Origin of the sequence: Gemmobacter sp. 24YEA27 (genome assembly GCF_030052995.1) — a bacterium.
Taxonomy (GTDB): domain Bacteria; phylum Pseudomonadota; class Alphaproteobacteria; order Rhodobacterales; family Rhodobacteraceae; genus Pseudogemmobacter.
Window position 1 is genome coordinate 1 of sequence record NZ_JASJPW010000005.1, and the last position, 15210, is coordinate 15210.

The 15210-nt window shown below is 64.4% G+C and carries 17 protein-coding genes and 2 pseudogenes; 17 read left to right on the top strand and 2 right to left on the bottom strand.

The window, feature by feature from the left end; genetic code table 11:
• From QNO18_RS22225 to QNO18_RS22300, 16 genes and pseudogenes are all read left to right on the top strand, one after another.
• On the top strand, positions 1 to 650 hold a 650-nt coding region (locus QNO18_RS22225), incomplete at its 5' end, for a MoxR family ATPase (protein ID WP_283179680.1).
• Positions 651 to 704: 54 nt separating this feature from the next.
• Positions 705 to 926 carry a hypothetical protein gene (locus QNO18_RS22230; protein ID WP_283179681.1) on the top strand — a complete coding sequence of 74 codons (222 nt, stop codon included), beginning with the start codon at positions 705 to 707 and terminating at the stop codon, positions 924 to 926.
• The gene (locus QNO18_RS22235) at positions 851 to 1063 is read left to right on the top strand and encodes a DUF58 domain-containing protein (protein ID WP_283179803.1); all 213 of its coding nucleotides are present in this window, start codon (positions 851 to 853) and stop codon (positions 1061 to 1063) included. Before QNO18_RS22230 ends, QNO18_RS22235 begins: the two co-directional genes overlap by 76 nt.
• 64 nt (positions 1064 to 1127) lie before the next feature.
• Entirely contained in the window at positions 1128 to 1517 is a 390-nt protein-coding gene (locus QNO18_RS22240; RefSeq protein WP_283179682.1) for a hypothetical protein, read from the top strand.
• The gene (locus tag QNO18_RS22245) at positions 1514 to 1873 is read left to right on the top strand and encodes a hypothetical protein (RefSeq protein WP_283179683.1); all 360 of its coding nucleotides are present in this window, start codon (positions 1514 to 1516) and stop codon (positions 1871 to 1873) included. Before QNO18_RS22240 ends, QNO18_RS22245 begins: the two co-directional genes overlap by 4 nt.
• A complete protein-coding gene (locus QNO18_RS22250; protein WP_283179684.1) occupies positions 1870 to 2811 on the top strand; it encodes a VWA domain-containing protein in 942 nt (313 codons plus the stop codon). The genes QNO18_RS22245 and QNO18_RS22250 overlap by 4 nt, the downstream gene beginning before the upstream one ends.
• Entirely contained in the window at positions 2808 to 3737 is a 930-nt protein-coding gene (locus QNO18_RS22255; RefSeq protein ID WP_283179685.1) for a VWA domain-containing protein, read from the top strand. The genes QNO18_RS22250 and QNO18_RS22255 overlap by 4 nt, the downstream gene beginning before the upstream one ends.
• On the top strand, positions 3737 to 4330 hold the full coding sequence (locus QNO18_RS22260; RefSeq protein ID WP_283179686.1) for a hypothetical protein: 594 nt from the start codon (positions 3737 to 3739) through the stop codon (positions 4328 to 4330). Before QNO18_RS22255 ends, QNO18_RS22260 begins: the two co-directional genes overlap by 1 nt.
• Complete coding sequence (locus tag QNO18_RS22265; protein ID WP_283179687.1) at positions 4324 to 5463, top strand: hypothetical protein; 1140 nt, start codon at positions 4324 to 4326, stop codon at positions 5461 to 5463. The genes QNO18_RS22260 and QNO18_RS22265 overlap by 7 nt, the downstream gene beginning before the upstream one ends.
• Before the next feature lie 69 nt (positions 5464 to 5532).
• On the top strand, positions 5533 to 6114 hold the full coding sequence (gene gfa / locus QNO18_RS22270) for an S-(hydroxymethyl)glutathione synthase (protein WP_283179688.1): 582 nt from the start codon (positions 5533 to 5535) through the stop codon (positions 6112 to 6114).
• 129 nt (positions 6115 to 6243) lie between these two features.
• Positions 6244 to 7374 (top strand): S-(hydroxymethyl)glutathione dehydrogenase/class III alcohol dehydrogenase, encoded by a 1131-nt coding sequence (locus QNO18_RS22275; protein WP_092895544.1) that lies wholly within the window; start codon positions 6244 to 6246, stop codon positions 7372 to 7374.
• 54 nt (positions 7375 to 7428) lie between these two features.
• Complete coding sequence (gene fghA, locus QNO18_RS22280) at positions 7429 to 8301, top strand: S-formylglutathione hydrolase (protein ID WP_283179689.1); 873 nt, start codon at positions 7429 to 7431, stop codon at positions 8299 to 8301.
• Between the two features lie 33 nt (positions 8302 to 8334).
• On the top strand, positions 8335 to 8805 hold the full coding sequence (locus tag QNO18_RS22285) for a cytochrome c family protein (RefSeq protein ID WP_283179690.1): 471 nt from the start codon (positions 8335 to 8337) through the stop codon (positions 8803 to 8805).
• Positions 8806 to 9056: 251 nt separating this feature from the next.
• Complete coding sequence (locus QNO18_RS22290) at positions 9057 to 10862, top strand: methanol/ethanol family PQQ-dependent dehydrogenase (protein ID WP_283179691.1); 1806 nt, start codon at positions 9057 to 9059, stop codon at positions 10860 to 10862.
• A gap of 180 nt (positions 10863 to 11042) precedes the next feature.
• A pseudogene (locus tag QNO18_RS22295) lies at positions 11043 to 11542 on the top strand (c-type cytochrome, methanol metabolism-related); the annotation flags it as partial.
• A 6-nt stretch (positions 11543 to 11548) separates the two neighbouring features.
• Positions 11549 to 12360, top strand: a pseudogene (locus QNO18_RS22300) (substrate-binding domain-containing protein).
• Positions 12361 to 12454: 94 nt separating this feature from the next.
• Here the strand turns inward: QNO18_RS22300 and QNO18_RS22305 are convergent.
• Both QNO18_RS22305 and QNO18_RS22310 read right to left on the bottom strand, forming a co-directional pair.
• On the bottom strand, positions 12455 to 13240 hold the full coding sequence (locus QNO18_RS22305; RefSeq protein ID WP_283179692.1) for a hypothetical protein: 786 nt from the start codon (positions 13238 to 13240) through the stop codon (positions 12455 to 12457).
• Between the two features lie 64 nt (positions 13241 to 13304).
• Positions 13305 to 13832 (bottom strand): SRPBCC family protein, encoded by a 528-nt coding sequence (locus QNO18_RS22310; RefSeq protein WP_283179693.1) that lies wholly within the window; start codon positions 13830 to 13832, stop codon positions 13305 to 13307.
• A gap of 252 nt (positions 13833 to 14084) precedes the next feature.
• On the opposite strand from QNO18_RS22310, the gene QNO18_RS22315 reads away from it, so the two are divergent.
• Positions 14085 to 15209, top strand: coding sequence for an ABC transporter substrate-binding protein (locus QNO18_RS22315; protein WP_283179804.1), 1125 nt, complete (start codon positions 14085 to 14087; stop codon positions 15207 to 15209).
• The last annotated feature ends 1 nt before the right edge of the window (position 15210 follow it).

Below are 15210 nucleotides of genomic sequence, written 5' to 3' on the forward strand. Positions count from 1 at the left end.
TGCTGGTGGATGAGATCAACCGCGCCCCCCCCAAGGCCCAATCGGCGCTGCTGGAGGCCATGGGCGAGGGCCAGGTGACGACAGCGGGGGTCACCCGCCGCCTGCCGGATACATTCATGGTGGTCGCCACGCAGAATTCGATCGAGCACGAGGGCACCTTCCCGCTCCCCGAGGCGCAGCTTGACCGCTTCCTGCTGCATCTGAACCTCGGATTGCCCGATGCCACCACCGAACGCGCCATCCTTGATCTCGTCGAGAGCGAGGCCAGAGAAGCGCCGCCGCCGCCTGCCGAAAAGCTGGACGGCGAAACGATTCGCGCCGCGCGGGCGGCTGTCGCAGACATCTTCCTTGCACCGGCGCTGAAGGATTTCATCGTCCGGCTGGTGGTGGCGACGCGGGAAACAGCGGGGGGCCCGCTGGAGGGGCTGATCGAACATGCGGTCTCGCCGCGCGGCACGCTGGCACTGGCGGCAGGCGCGCGGGCGCGGGCGGCGCTGCTGGGGCGCGACAACGCGCTGCCGGAAGATGTCGATGCGCTGGCGGCAGATACGCTTTCGCACCGGCTGATCCCCAGCTGGCGGGCGGTGTCCGAAGGCCTTGGCCCCCGGGACCTTGTCGAGCGGTTGCTGGCCCATGTTCGTCCGTGGTGATCCCCCCGCGCCAGCGCTGCTGCCGATCCCGCAGGGCTCAGCGCCGGACGGCTGATGGCGCTGGAACCGCTGGCCGCGAAAGAGCTGCGCGATGCGGTGAGCCTCGCCGAACGGCCGGGCAATACCGCCACCCGCCGCCGGGGCAATGGCCATGAAATCCGCGAATTGCGCCCTTTGCCGAGGGCGACGATCCGCGCCATATCGATGCCGCCGCCACTGCAAGAACCGGTGCGCCGCAGCTGCGCAGCTTTCATGAGGATCGCGAGTATAATCTGATGCTGCTTGCGGATTTCCGGCGTCCGATGCTCTGGGGAACCCGGGGCCGGCTGCGCTCGGTCGCGGCAGCAGAGGCGCTGATGCTGGCCGGGTGGAAGGCTATTCTGGCGGGTGGCGCGGTCGGGCAGCCGTGCTGACCGATGACGGGCCCCAGATCCGGCTGCCCCGCCCGCGGCATCGCGGCATGGCAGGGGTGGCGGCATGCCTCGCCGATGCCCATGCCGCAGCGCTGGAGAGGGCCGGCCAGAGCAAAGGGAAAGCCTGGCGCTGGCCCCCGCGCTCGCGCAACTGGCCCGCCAGGTGCCTCGCGGCGCCGGCATCCTGCTTGCAACCGGCCTGGATCTTCCGGGTGAGGGGTTTGACGCCGCCCTTGCCACCTTGCGCGCGCGCGGCCCGTTGCAGCTTTTGCTGATCGAAGACGCGGCAGAGACCGCGCCGCCGGCCATGGCAATGCCCTGTATCACCCAGGCCGGTGAGTCCGGACATCTGCGCCTTGATCCGCTGCCGGCGGAACGGGATGCGCGGGCCGCGCGCTACCAGGTGCCGGGCCAGGCCGTGCGCCGGATTTCCACTGCCGGATCATCGCCATGAATGACGATCTGCTGCACAGCCTGCATCCGCCGCGTCTGCCTGAGGCCTTTGCCGCCCCTGGCGCGGGGGATTTGCTGGCGGGTTTTGGCCTGGGCCTGATCCTCGCCGCGCTGATCCTGACGCTGGCCATGCCCTTGCTGCGCCGCCGCCCGGCAGTGCCACGCATGCGCGCGAGGCTCGCCGCGGCGGCGGCTCTGCCCGAGGCGGAACGCAGCCTTGCCCTCGCCCGGATTGCAACCGCAACGGGACGCCCGATCCCCGAGGATCTGCGCCAGGACCTCTATTCCCGCAAAGGCGCCGATCCTGGCCGACTGGAGGCGCTGATCCGGCAACGCAGGCGGCGGGCCGCCCCGTGATCACATTCGCCACGCCACTCGCCCTATTGTTGCTGCCCTTGCCGCTGCTGGCGCGGCTCTTGCCGGTGCAAAGCGGCGGTGGTCAGGTGATGGAACTGCCCGAAGGCATCGCCGCTGTTGCCCGCCCGGCCGAGGCACCGGACCATCGCCGGTCGTTTTTGCTGCTGGCGCTGATCTGGGCCAGCCTCTGCCTTGCGCTGGCCGGGCCGGAACGGGTTGTGCTGATGCCCGATCAAAGCGCCTCTGGCCGCGATATGATGATCGCGCTGGATATGTCGGGCAGTATGGCGACGCCCGATTTTGCCCTGGACGGCGCCACGGTCACCCGGCTTGAGGCGGTGAAACAGGTGGCGAAATCTTTCATCGCGGCGCGCAGCGGCGACCGGATTGGCCTCGTGGTCTTTGCCGACCGCGCCTATGTCGCAGCCCCCCTTACCTATGATCTGAAAGCGGTCAGCCGGGCGCTGGATGAGGCAGAGATCGGGCTGACCGGGCGCTCGACCGCGATTTCCGAAGGGCTGGGCCTTGCGCTCAAACGCAGCCTTGCCGAGGCCTCGGATGCCAGGGTGATCGTGCTGCTCTCGGACGGGCGCGAGACGGGGGACCGCACAGATGCCCGCCTTGTCGCCGGCCTTGCGGCAAAGGTCGGGGTGCGGATCCACACCGTCGCCCTTGGACCCGAGGATCTGGAGACCCGGCCCGCCGCCCGCGACGCGGTGGATGTGGCGATGCTGCGCGCCATTGCGCAAGAGGCCGGCGGCGAGACCTTCCGCGTGCGCACGACCGCCGATCTGCAGGCGATGGCCGGGGCGCTTGACCGGCTGGAGCCCAACCCCACAAAGCGCCCGCCGGTCGAAGTGCCGCATCCGGTCTGGACCTGGCCCGCCGCGCTGGCGCTGTTCCTTACGCTCGTCGCTGGCTGGAGGCGATGGGGATGAGCGGCTTTCTGCTGTTGCGGCCCGCCTGGCTGCTGGCTCTGATCCCGGTGCTTGCGCTGGCAGTCTTCGCGCTGCGGCGCAACCGGCACGGGGCCTGGACGGCTGTCACCGATCCGGCGCTGATCCCGGTGCTCCTGCACCTGGGCTGGCTGCGCAACAGTGCCGGAACCCGGGTCATGCTCTTGCCCTTCATTGCTGCCGGGGCGACGGCCCTGGCGCTGTCGGGCCCTGCGGTGCCCCAGGCCGGCAGAACCGAATTGCGCGCGCTGGATCCGCTGGTTCTGATGCTGGACCTCTCGCCCTCGGTGGTCTCAGAGGCGCGAAGCCTGTCAGACCTCCAGGCGGCCGCAGCCGGGCTGATCACCGCGGCGGCGGCGCGCCCTGTTGGGATGATGCTTTACACCGCCGATGCCTGGCTTGCCTCGGCGCCCACCACCGACAGCGATACCCTCCTCAGCCTGATCGGTGTTTTAGACCGCGAAACCGCGCCGATTGCCGGCAGCCGTCCCGATATCGCGCTGGCCATGGCGCGCGATCTGTTTTCGACGGCGGATGGAGAGGGGCACAGCCTGCCGGGCGGTGTCGATCTGGTGCTTGTCACCGATGGCGGTGGCAGCGGCCCGCGCGCCACCGAGGAGGCCGCGCGCCTCGCCAGCGATGGCGCCAGGGTCTGGGGGCTGGCCCTGACCCCTGCCGCTGCCGCTCCGGCTCAGGATGCGGCGGGCCTTGCAGCCATTGCCCGGGCGGGTGGCGGTCAGAGCTATGCATTTGCGGATATCTCGGGTCTTTCCACCGCGATCACCCGCGCCCGCAGCGCGAAACTGGCGCGCGAAGATGTCGCCGGCGCCGGGATGCGCGATCTCGGGCCATGGCTGCTGGTGCTGGCACTGGCATGCCTGTTCCCGCTGTTCCTGAGGTGGCGCTGATGCGGCTCGCCCTTCTCCTGTCCGGGCTTCTGGCCCTCGTGCTGGCGGGCAAGGCGCCGCTGGCAAAGCTTCTGATCCTCGCGGGTCTGCCTGCTTTCGCCGCCCCCCTGCTCGAAGATCCTGCGATCCGGGGTGTGGCGCTGTATCAGGCAGGGGAATACCAGGCGGCGGATGACGCCTTTCGCGCGGCGGGCCGGGTCTCGACCTATAACCGGGGCCTGTCGCTCGCGATGACCGGCGATCTGCCGCTGTCACTCGCCTATTTCGATGCCGTCCTTTTCGCCAATCCCGCCGACAGTATCGCGCGCGAAAACCGCAATGCCGTCAATGCGCTGGTGCCGCCACATCTGGGCGAGGCCAATGCCGCCGGGCGGATCGCCGCGAAGGTGATTGCCAGCCCGACCGGCGTTCCCTTTGACGAGATCAAGCGACTTGGGAAACCGCTGGATGCCGGTGGCCGGGTCGCGGATGGCACCTGGCTTGAAAGCATCCAGGATGATCCCGGCGAATTTCTGCGCCTGCGGCTCGAGGCCGAACATCTGCGGCGCCTCTCGATGGGGCTGACCGCGCCGGATCAGGGGGACCCATGGTAAGGCTGCTGACCCTGATCCTCGCGCTGCTGGTGCTCCCCCTCGCGGCAGGCGCCGAGGCCGGTCTGAAGCTGTCCATCCTGCGCGATGGCAACGGCCCGCAACCGGTGGTGGGAGAGATGATCCCGGTCATCATCCGCGCTGTTTACGACTACAAGATCGCCAATGAAAAGCTGGAGATCACCCCCAGCACGGCGTTCGACTGGATCCAGACCCATCCCGATGACTGGCATGAGGAGCGTATCGACGGCCTGCCGAAGATCGTGATGGAGCGCAGGCTGGCGCTCTGGCCAAAGCGGGCGGGGCCTTTGCAATTCGGCCCGGTGCGCCATCAGCTGACCATCATCAACAAGCAAAGCCAGCGTGAGGATGCACTGGTCGTGGCGCCGCCGCTGATGCTCTCGGTGGGAGAGTTCCCGGCGCTGAAAGGCTGGCATTTCGCAGCGTCAGAGATTGACCTGACCGAAGAGCTGTCCACTGACCCCGCGCATCTTGCCGATGGAGAGACCGTGACCCGGGTGATCCGGCTGCGGGTGGTTGATGCGCTGCCCGAACAGATCCCGCCCCGGCCCGTCGTGTCAGAAAACTGGCTGATCACCTTTGCCGCCCCGACAAGGCGTGAACTGATCCGCACCGAGACCGGGCCCGAGACCGAGGTGATCTGGTCCTGGCAATTCCGCCCCCATACCGGCGAGCCGGGCGTGCTGGAACCGGTGAAGATCCCCTGGTTCAACACCCGGTCGCGCCGGATCGAGACGGTCGAAATTCCCGCGCTCACCATCGGCTATGCCAGTTTCTACACCGGCCAGGTGCCGCGCGGGCAGATCGGGACCGGACAGGCGCTGGCGCTGGCTGCTATGGTGGCGCTTGGCCTTGCCCTGGGCTCTGGCCTTGCCGCCTGGCGGCTGCGCCCGGATCGGAGCGGTCAGGCGCTGCGCCGGCTCCGGGCGCGCTACGCGCCGCTGGCGCTGATCCGGCGCTGGCAGGCCTGGCGCAAAGGCGATCTTCTGACCCTGCGCCGCCTGCTGGGCGAGGCAGGCGCTGCGCCGGAAAGGCTCGCCCGGCTCGACTCGCAGATCTATGGCCGGCCGCCACAACCACCGGCTTCTGCGACCCCGCCTCACACCTTTGGCTGAATTGTCGCCAGCCGGGCCGCGTTCAATAGTGCAGATAACAAGGCCGCTGTGGCCGGGGAGGAACATATCGTGACCTATGAGAATGTGAAAATCCATCCTGCGGTGGATGGCGGCGTGAAAAAGGGATCTGCCGGCTTCGGCGGCGGCACCCTGCATTGCAATTGTGCCAGCGACCGGGTCGAGGTGAAGGTCTCAGCGCAGACCGCGCATAACCATGTCTGCGGCTGCACCAAATGCTGGAAACCCGATGGTTCGGTCTTCGCACAGATCGCGGTTGTCGGGCGCGACGCGGTCAGCGTCACCGCCAATGAGGGCAAGCTGAAGATCGTCAATGCGGCCGCGCCGATCCAGCGCCACGCCTGCACCGGCTGCGGCACGCATATGTATGGCCGGATCGAGAATAAGGAACACCCGTTCTACGGTCTCGATTTCGTGCATACCGAGCTTTCGGATCAGTCGGGCTGGTCAGAACCGCAATTCGCGGCCTTTGTTTCCTCGGTGATCGAATCCGGTGTGGATCCGTCGCGGATGGACGGCATCCGGGGCCGGCTGCGCGAACTCGGGCTGGAACCCTATGACGCGCTGTCGCCGCCGCTGATGGACGCGATCGCCACCCATGCCGCGAAGAAATCCGGCGCTCTTCCCGCCTGAGCGGGACCCTCCTGTCCGGAGCAATGGAACACGCTTTCCGGACCGGGGATCTCAGCCCGAAACCCCGCCATGCCCCGGACCCGTCCGGCGGCATGGCGTCACAAAGACAGCATGTTAAGGACCTGACCCATGCGTACCCGTGCCGCCGTCGCTCTTGCTGCAGGCAAACCGCTTGAAATCATGGAAGTGAACCTTGAAGGCCCGAAGCGGGGCGAGGTTCTGGTGGAGATCAAGGCCACGGGGCTTTGCCATACCGACGAATTCACCCGTTCCGGCGCGGATCCGGAGGGGATCTTCCCCTGTATCCTCGGCCATGAGGGGGCCGGGATCGTGATCGAGGTCGGCGAGGGCGTGACGACGCTGAAGCCCGGCGATCATGTGATCCCGCTTTACACGCCGGAATGCCGGGAATGCTATTCCTGCCTCTCGGGCAAGACCAATCTCTGCACCGCGATCCGCAATACCCAGGGCCAGGGGCTGATGCCCGATGGCACCACGCGGTTTTCGCTGCTCGATGGCACGCCGGTCTATCATTACATGGGCTGCTCGACCTTTGCGAACCATACGGTGATGCCGGAGATCGCGCTGGCCAAGGTCCGCGATGACGCGCCGTTCGACAAGATCTGCTATATCGGCTGCGGCGTGACCACCGGTATCGGCGCGGTGATCAATACCGCAGGCGTCGAGATCGGCTCGACCGCAGCGGTGTTTGGCCTTGGCGGTATCGGGCTGAACGTGATCCAGGGCCTCAGGATGGCCGGGGCCGATATGATCATCGGCGTCGATCTGAATGACGATAAAGAGGAAATGGCGCGCAAATTCGGCATGACGCATTTCGTGAATCCGTCAAAAATCGAGGGCAGCGTGGTGCAGGAGATCGTCAATCTGACGAAGCGCGGCGCGGATCATCTCGGCGGTGTCGATTACTCGTTTGATGCGACCGGCAATGTCAAAGTGATGCGCGACGCGCTGGAATGCTCGCATCGCGGCTGGGGTGTGTCGGTGATCATCGGCGTGGCGCCGGCCGGGGCCGAGATCTCGACCCGGCCGTTCCAGCTGGTGACGGGGCGGGTCTGGAAAGGCACTGCCTTCGGCGGCGCGAAAGGCCGGCGGGATGTGCCGAAATTCGTCGACTGGTACATGGATGGCAAGATCGAGATCGACCCGATGATCACCCATCAGCTGAAGCTGGAAGAGATCAACCATGGTTTCGATCTGATGCATGAGGGCAAGTCGATCCGGGCGGTCGTGGTCTATTAAGGACAACCTGCCAAAGACCGCCCGCCCTTTCGGGGGCGACGGCTTTTGGCGGGAATGTTGCAGATAAAAGGAAAGGGGCGGAGACAGAGCAGCATGAAGACCATTTCAGAGAACGCCGCTTTTGCCGGCGTGCAGGGCGTTTATGCGCATGGCTCGGATGTCTGCGGCTGTGAGATGACCTTTGCCGTCTACCTGCCCCCGGCTGCCCGTATCCGGAAAGTGCCGGTGCTGTGGTTTCTCTCGGGTCTGACCTGCACCCATGAGAATGCCATGACCAAGGCCGGGGCGCAGAAATGGGCCGCCGATGCCGGTATCGCGCTGATCTTCCCCGATACCAGCCCGCGCGGCCCGGGGGTTGCCAATGACGAAGCCTATGATCTGGGCCAGGGTGCCGGCTTTTACGTCAATGCAACCGAAACACCCTGGTCTGCGCATTTCCGGATGTGGGACTATATCGTCCATGAGCTGCCGGCGCTGGTCTTCGACAGGTTTCCGCTTGATCGCGAACGCCAGGGCATCACCGGCCATTCGATGGGCGGCCATGGTGCGCTGACCATCGCCATGACACATCCCGAGACCTATGCCTCGGTTTCGGCGCTGGCGCCGATCTCGAATCCGGTCGCAAGTGACTGGGGCAGGAAGCAGTTCACCGCCTATCTCGGGCCGGATGAGGCTGGCTGGGCCCGCCATGATGCCAGCATTCTGATGGCCGAGAGGGGCTTTCCCGGGCCGGTCATGATCGACCAGGGCGCGCGCGATCAGTTTCTGGATCTGCTGAAACCCGAGGCGCTGCTCGCTGCGGCCACGGCCCGGCGTCAGCCGCTCCGCTTCCGGCTGCTTGACAGTTATGACCACAGTTATTTCTTCGTATCCAGCGTGATGGAGGATCACATTCGCTTCCACGCGGAGCGGCTGGCCGAAGCCTGACCCATGCTGACATCGTCCTGAGGAGGAGACCAAATGTCCGTCACCCTGCGCGCCGCTCTGATGGCGGCATTGCTGCCCTGGCTGTCTCTGCCGGCATTTGCCGAAGGGGATCCGGCCAAGGGCGAGAAGTCTTTTAAGAAATGCATGGCCTGCCATACGGTGGCCGCAGATGGTCCCTCAAAGGCCGGGCCCAATCTGCATGACGTTGTCGGCCGCAAGACCGGCACGCTGGAAGGATTTGCCTATTCGACGGTCATGCGCACAATGGGAGAAGAGGGCCATATCTGGACCCCGGAAGAGCTGGATCTCTTCCTTGAAAACCCGAAGAAAATGGCGCCGGGGACCAAGATGACCTTTGCCGGGCTGAAAAAGCCTGAGGAGCGGGCCGATGTGGTCGCCTATCTGATCAGCCTGCATCCTGACGGCGTCGCCGCCGGGACGGCCGGCGAGGCGGCACCCGGGGCCGCGCCTGAAGCCGCTCCTGAGACGGCTCCGGCCGAATAACCACCGCGGATTCGGCATCACGTTTTGACCAGAAAGGCCACATCCATGAACGGGTGTGGCCCATTCATTTCCGGCACCGCAGCAGAGGCCGATATCGGCTCATACTTTGGTCGCAGGGGAGTGGCGGCCTCGTTGACAGAACGGATCTCAGGTCGCTTCATAAGAAAGATATAAGAAGCCACCGCCATATCCCCGGAGGAGATCGGGATAAGCGGGGAGTGCCAGCGAAACCGCGTTCCGGGAGGATGACCATGAGAGCGAAGCTATTAGGACTTGCAGCAGGTTTGCTGACAACAGTGGCAGCACCGGCATTTGCAAATGACTCGGTGACAGAAGGCATCAAGAATTCGGGCCAGCTGGTCACCCAGCTGCTGAACTATGCCGGAACGCGCTATTCCGAACTTGGCGATATCACCAAGGACAATGTCGGCGACCTGCAGGTGGCCTGGACGTTCTCGACCGGGGTGCTGCGCGGCCATGAAGGGGCGCCCCTGGTGATCGGCGATGTGATGTATGTCCATACGCCCTTCCCGAACAACGTCTATGCGCTTGATCTGAAGAATGAAGGCAAGATCCTGTGGCGCTATCACCCGCAGCAGAATTCTGACGTGATCGGCGTGATGTGCTGTGACACCGTCAACCGCGGTCTGGCCTATGGCGATGGCATGATCTTCCTCAGCCAGGCCGATACCACGCTGGTCGCGCTGGACGAAAAGACCGGCGAAGTAAAATGGTCGGTGGTCAATGGCGATCCGGCCAAGGGCGAGACCTCGACCGCAACGCCGCTGATCGTCAAGGACAAGGTGCTGATCGGGATATCGGGCGGTGAATATGGCGTGCGTGGCCATATGACGGCCTATAATATCGCCGATGGCAAAATGGCCTGGCGCGCCTATTCGACCGGCCCGGATGCCGAGATGCTGGTCGACCCCGAAAAAACCATGGTTCTGGGCAAGCCGATTGGCAAAGACAGCTCGCTGAGTTCCTGGGAAGGTGACCAGTGGCAGATCGGTGGCGGCACCACCTGGGGCTGGACCACCTATGACCCCGAGCTGAACCTGATCTATTATGGAACCGGCAACCCTTCGACCTGGAACCCCAGCCAGCGTCCGGGTGACAACAAATGGTCGATGACGATCATGGCCCGCGATGTCGATACCGGCATGGCTAAGTGGTTCTACCAGAAAACCCCGCATGACGAATGGGACTATGACGGGGTGAACGAGAATATCCTCGTCGACAAGGAAATCGACGGCACCATGCGCAAGCTGCTGGTCAATTTCGACCGCAACGGATTTGCCTATACGATGGACCGCGAATCCGGCGAGTTGCTGGTGGCTGAGAAATATGACCCGGCGGTGAACTGGGCGACCGAAGTCGATATGAACAAGGAGTCGGAAACCTATGGCCGGCCTCTGGTCGTGGCGGAATACTCGACCGCGCAGAATGGCGAAGATGTCAACTCGACCGGCATCTGCCCGGCCGCGCTTGGCACGAAAGACCAGCAGCCTGCGGCCTATTCGCCAAAAACCGGGCTGTTCTATGTGCCCACGAACCACGTCTGCATGGATTATGAGCCGTTCCGCGTCAGCTATGCCGCCGGCCAGCCCTATGTCGGCGCAACGCTCTCGATGTTCCCGGCACCGGCAAGCCATGGCGGCATGGGCAATTTCATCGCCTGGGACGCGGTGAAGGGCGAGATCAAATGGTCGCTGCCCGAGCAGTTCTCGGTCTGGTCCGGCGCGCTTGCCACCTCGGGTGATGTCGTCTTCTACGGCACGCTCGAAGGTTATCTGAAAGCCGTCGACTCCGAGACCGGCAAGGAACTTTACAAGTTCAAAACCCCCTCGGGCATCATCGGGAACATCTTCACCTATAAGAGCGGCGACAAACAATATGTGGGCGTTCTCTCGGGTGTTGGTGGCTGGGCCGGCATCGGTCTCGCAGCAGGCCTGACCAATGCAACCGAAGGCCTTGGCGCCGTTGGCGGCTATGCGGCGCTCTCGGATTACACTGCGCTCGGCGGCCAGCTGACCGTCTTCGCCCTGCCGAACTGATCCGGCTCCCTGTGAAACCAGCCTGCGCCGCCCCCTCCGGCGGCGCATTCATTTTGGCAAGGCCCGGGCCGGACCCAGAGGCGAAAATGCCAGGGAGCAGCGGCCGGTCAGACTAAAGTCTGAATTGCTCTGCGGCCCGCGCGGTCTAGGCTTTTCTTAACGTCTTGGGAGGACAAACCGATGAAAGCTGGCATGCCGCTTCTGGCATTCGCGACATTTTTTGCCACCGCGGCCTTCGCCGAGGAGCCGAATGTCGAAGCGGTCACCAATGACGGTATCCGCTGGTTCAACTCTGACGACACCCCCACCTATAAGATCGAGGCGGATGGAACCGTCGACTGGCCGACCTTCTCGGGCTATCGTCGGTATCAGGCGGAATGCCATGTCTGTCACGGCCCGGAAGGCGAAGGCTCCACCTATGCTCCGGCGCTGAAGGCCTCTGCCCTGCGGATGGATTATTATGACTTCATCGGGTGGTCGCCAGCGGACGCAAGAATGTCGGCGCCGCCGATAACCAGGTGATGCCCGCTTTCGGAACCAATCCGAATGTGATGTGCTATCTTGATGATATCTATACCTATCTGCGCGCGAGGGGCACCGATGTTGTGCCGCGTGGCCGCCCCGCCAAGAAAGAGGCCAAGTCCGATGCCTATGCCGAGGCCGAAAAGGCCTGCATGGGGGCTGAGATGCGCGCGGCTCTCGCGGCGACGCTTTGTCTCTGGCTGACGGCGCCCGCCATGGCGCAGGTGGCCGATCTGGTGGACCGCGACGCCTTTCGTGTCTGCGCCGATCCGGCGAATGTGCCGCTGTCATCAAAGGATGGCAGCGGCTTTGAAAACCGCATCGCAGAGCTCTTTGCCAAAGAACTGGATGTCCCGCTGCAATACACCTGGTTTTCCCCAGGTGACCGGCTTTCTGCGCCAGACGCTCAGCATCGGGAAATGCGATGTGGTGATCGGCTTTGCGCAGAGGTGATGAGATGGTGCTGAACACCAATCATTATTACACATCGACCCATGTTCTGGTGGTGCGCGCTGATAGCGACCTCGCCTCGGTCGCGCGGCTGACCGATCCGGCATTGCAGGCAAGCGTCTGGGGGTGGTTGCCGGGGCGCCGCGACAACGCATGTCGCGCGGCTTGGCATGATGAAACTGGCGAAACCCTATGATCTGATGACCGACCGCCGCGTCGAGAACCCCGCCGGCGATATGCTGCGCGATGTCGAGGATGGCGTGACGGATGGTGCCCTTTTGTGGGGACCGATCGGCGGCCCGCTGGCCAAAGGCAATCCGAAGCTGAAGGTGATCCCGCTGTTGCAGGAAGAGGCCGCGCCGCGCCTGTTTTTCCGCATCACCATGGCGTGCGCGCCGGCGAGCTGACCTGGAAGCATGAGCTGAACAGCCTGATCCGCCGCAACCAGGCCGAGATCGACGCCATCCTGCGCGAAGCCGGGGTGCCGCTGGTTGACGATTACGGCAAGGCGCTGAAGGCGCCGTAACCCTGTCAGGGTTTCGCCGCGACGAACCGGCCAAAGGCGCGCGGCCCGGCGGGCATCTCCAGCCGCGCGATCACCTCGAGGCTCTGGCTGTCGATCACCTGCAGACTGTCCGAGAACCAGTTCGCCACAAGGATGCGGCTTTCGTCGGCCGTGGCGGCGACGCCCTCGGATAGTCATCGGTTGCAATGCTGGTCAGCACCTCAAACGAACCCGCGTCAAAGACGGTCAGGCTCGCCTCATATTGATTGCTGACAAAGCCTTTCCCGGCGGCAAAGGCCACCGCATAGGGTCGCTCGCCGGTCGGGATGCGGGCAATGACCCTGGCGCTTACAGGATCAATGACGCTGACCTGATCAGAGAGTACATCGGTCACGAAAGCCCGGCCCTCATAAAGTGTCACACCAAAGGGGTGATGACCTGTTGCGACCTCGCGCGCCTCACCGTCACTGATCAGGGTCACGCTGTCCGCGTCGCGATTGGCCACCACGATCAGCCCTGGCTCTGCCGCGAGGCCCGAGGGCATCGCCCCGGTTTGCCAGCGGCTGAGCTCGCGCCCGCTTTCCGGGTCGATCTCTGCCACAAATCCGGTGATGACGCTGACCAGGGCCGTGCCGCTTTCGGGTCGTATCGCGACGCCGAAAGCCCCGTCGGGCAGCGGCCAGACCGCGCGGGCGGTGCCGCTCAGATCAAAGACATGCAGCGCCGTCGGATCGGTCGCGACGGCAAGGATCAGATCGCGGCCCGCATCCGTTGCCACGGCAGCGGGTTTACCGGGCAAGGGAAGGCTCGCCAGGATCTCAAGGCTTTCAGTGTCAAAAAGCGTCAGAGCATCCGCGTTTTGCGAGGTGATTGCGGCCAGATCGGCACGGGCCTCAGGCACCGCATAAAGGCAGGCCAGGCATAAGGCCGCCCGAACAGGGGCGCCCCGCAGGCCTGACGCAGGCTCATCCTGCCGCGCCGAACCGCGCCACCAGCGCCTCGATCATCTGCTGGCCGAGCGCCTCCACCGCGGCTGTCGACGCATCGTCATTCAGATCCGCCGGCGGGTCGTTTTGCGGGAATGCGCGGTAAAAGGCCGATTTCAGCTCGACCCTTGCCTTGCCGCCCTCGTCTTTGATGGTGATATGCAGCGCGTAATTGGTGGCCTTGATATAGTCGAGATTATCCTCGGTCAGCCGGGTCGAGATCGCGAATTTCGCCGGGTCGATCTTCAGCAGCTCTTCATTGATCGAGACGCCGCTGTCCAGCACCCGCACCCGGGTTGCGCCTTTTTCGGCGCCCGTCGCCGTGATCGAGGTAACAGAGGGCAGCCAGGTCATGTCGCTGAACGAGCCGATCACCGCCCAGACCTCCTCCGGGCTGGCATTCAGCAGCACCGATTGCTCGGATTTCAGCCGCGACGGGCCATGGGCCTGTGCCGTGCCCGCCAGCAGGGCAAGGCAGGCCGAAATCGCAATCATCAGTTTCTTCATTTCCGCATACTCCCACAGGCGGCGCACCGCGCTTTTGCCGCAGGATGCGACCTGAATTAAGATACGGGCAAATCATCCAAAAGTATTATCTGCCCTAAAATCATTACCTTATTATTTTATTATAGAGACAAACTGCTTTGTCACCTGCCGCTGCCATGCCCAGGTAAGGCAAGGGAGAACGGCATGATCAATCTGTCCCGGGCCGCATCCGGCCTTTTGCTTTCTGTCGCGGCCCTCGCCGCACCGGCTGCCATGGCCGAGGAGACAACCGATTATCGCGTGGCGGTGATCCGGGTGGTGGCGCCAGGCCCGATGCCGATCTCACGGCTTGATTTGCCGCCCGATGATCTGGGTTTCGCCGGGGCTGGCCTCGGGACTGCGGATAATGCCACCACCGGCGGGTTCCTTGGCCAGAGCTTCAGCACGGAAACGGTTCTTGCCACGCCAGAGACGGTCGAGGCAGAGATGCAAAAGCTGCTCGATGCCGGCATCCCCTATATTGTAACGCTGGCGGATGCGGCCACGACGGTGCGGCTCGCTGATATGGCGGGCGATCAGGCGCTGGTGATCAATGCCGGCTCCACCGATGACGCGCTGCGGGGCAAAGACTGCCGTGCAAATCTGCTGCATGTCGCGCCCTCGGATGCGATGCTGACAGATGCTCTGGCGCAATATCTGGTCTGGAAACGCTGGAATCGCTGGTTCCTGATCGAGGGCAGCCACAAGGAAGACCAGGCGCTTGGCGCGGCCTATCGCAGGGCGGCCGAGAAATTCGGTGCGACCATCGTCGAAACCCGTGTCTATGAGGATACCGGCGGCGCGCGCAGATCGGATTCGGGCCATGTGCAGGTACAGCGCCAGATGCCGGTTTTCACCCAGTCGGCCCCGGCGCATGATATCCTGGTCGCCGCCGATCACTCTGGCGTCTTCGCCGCCTGGCTGCCCTATCACACCTGGGATGCCAGTCCCGTCGCAGGCTCGGCCGGTCTGATGCCCGAAAGCTGGAGCCCGGCGCATGAGGCCTGGGGCGCGACCCAGTTTCAGAGCCGCTTCGAGAAACTGGCCGGCCGCCCCGCGCGCGATGAGGATTATCAGGTCTGGATGGCGCTCCGGGTGATCGGCGAGGCCGCAACCCGCACCAAAGGCGGCGATTTCGACGTGATGCGCGCTTTCATCCTGTCGGACAAATTCGATCTGGCGGCGTTCAAGGGGCAAAAGCTGACCTTCCGCGACTGGGATGGGCAATTGCGCCAGCCGGTCTTGCTGGTGGCGGGCAATGTGGTCGCCTCGGTCAGCCCGCAGGAGGAATTCCTGCATCAGGTCAGCCAGCTCGACACGCTGGGCGTCGATCGCGCGGAAACCGAATGCAACCGATGAG

Bases quoted from the DNA above. Each gene is read 5' to 3' on its own strand.
- QNO18_RS22275 (WP_092895544.1), top strand. From the start codon at position 6,244: ATGCGTACCCGTGCCGCCGTCGCTCTTGCTGCAGGCAAACCGCTTGAA.
- QNO18_RS22285 (WP_283179690.1), top strand. From the start codon at position 8,335: ATGTCCGTCACCCTGCGCGCCGCTCTGATGGCGGCATTGCTGCCCTGG.
- QNO18_RS22310 (WP_283179693.1), bottom strand. From the start codon at position 13,832: ATGAAGAAACTGATGATTGCGATTTCGGCCTGCCTTGCCCTGCTGGCG.
- QNO18_RS22290 (WP_283179691.1), top strand. From the start codon at position 9,057: ATGAGAGCGAAGCTATTAGGACTTGCAGCAGGTTTGCTGACAACAGTG.
- QNO18_RS22255 (WP_283179685.1), top strand. From the start codon at position 2,808: ATGAGCGGCTTTCTGCTGTTGCGGCCCGCCTGGCTGCTGGCTCTGATC.
- QNO18_RS22315 (WP_283179804.1), top strand. From the start codon at position 14,085: ATGGCCGAGGAGACAACCGATTATCGCGTGGCGGTGATCCGGGTGGTG.
- QNO18_RS22240 (WP_283179682.1), top strand. From the start codon at position 1,128: ATGCCTCGCCGATGCCCATGCCGCAGCGCTGGAGAGGGCCGGCCAGAG.
- QNO18_RS22265 (WP_283179687.1), top strand. From the start codon at position 4,324: ATGGTAAGGCTGCTGACCCTGATCCTCGCGCTGCTGGTGCTCCCCCTC.
- QNO18_RS22260 (WP_283179686.1), top strand. From the start codon at position 3,737: ATGCGGCTCGCCCTTCTCCTGTCCGGGCTTCTGGCCCTCGTGCTGGCG.
- QNO18_RS22245 (WP_283179683.1), top strand. From the start codon at position 1,514: ATGAATGACGATCTGCTGCACAGCCTGCATCCGCCGCGTCTGCCTGAG.
- QNO18_RS22230 (WP_283179681.1), top strand. From the start codon at position 705: ATGGCGCTGGAACCGCTGGCCGCGAAAGAGCTGCGCGATGCGGTGAGC.
- fghA (WP_283179689.1), top strand. From the start codon at position 7,429: ATGTTGCAGATAAAAGGAAAGGGGCGGAGACAGAGCAGCATGAAGACC.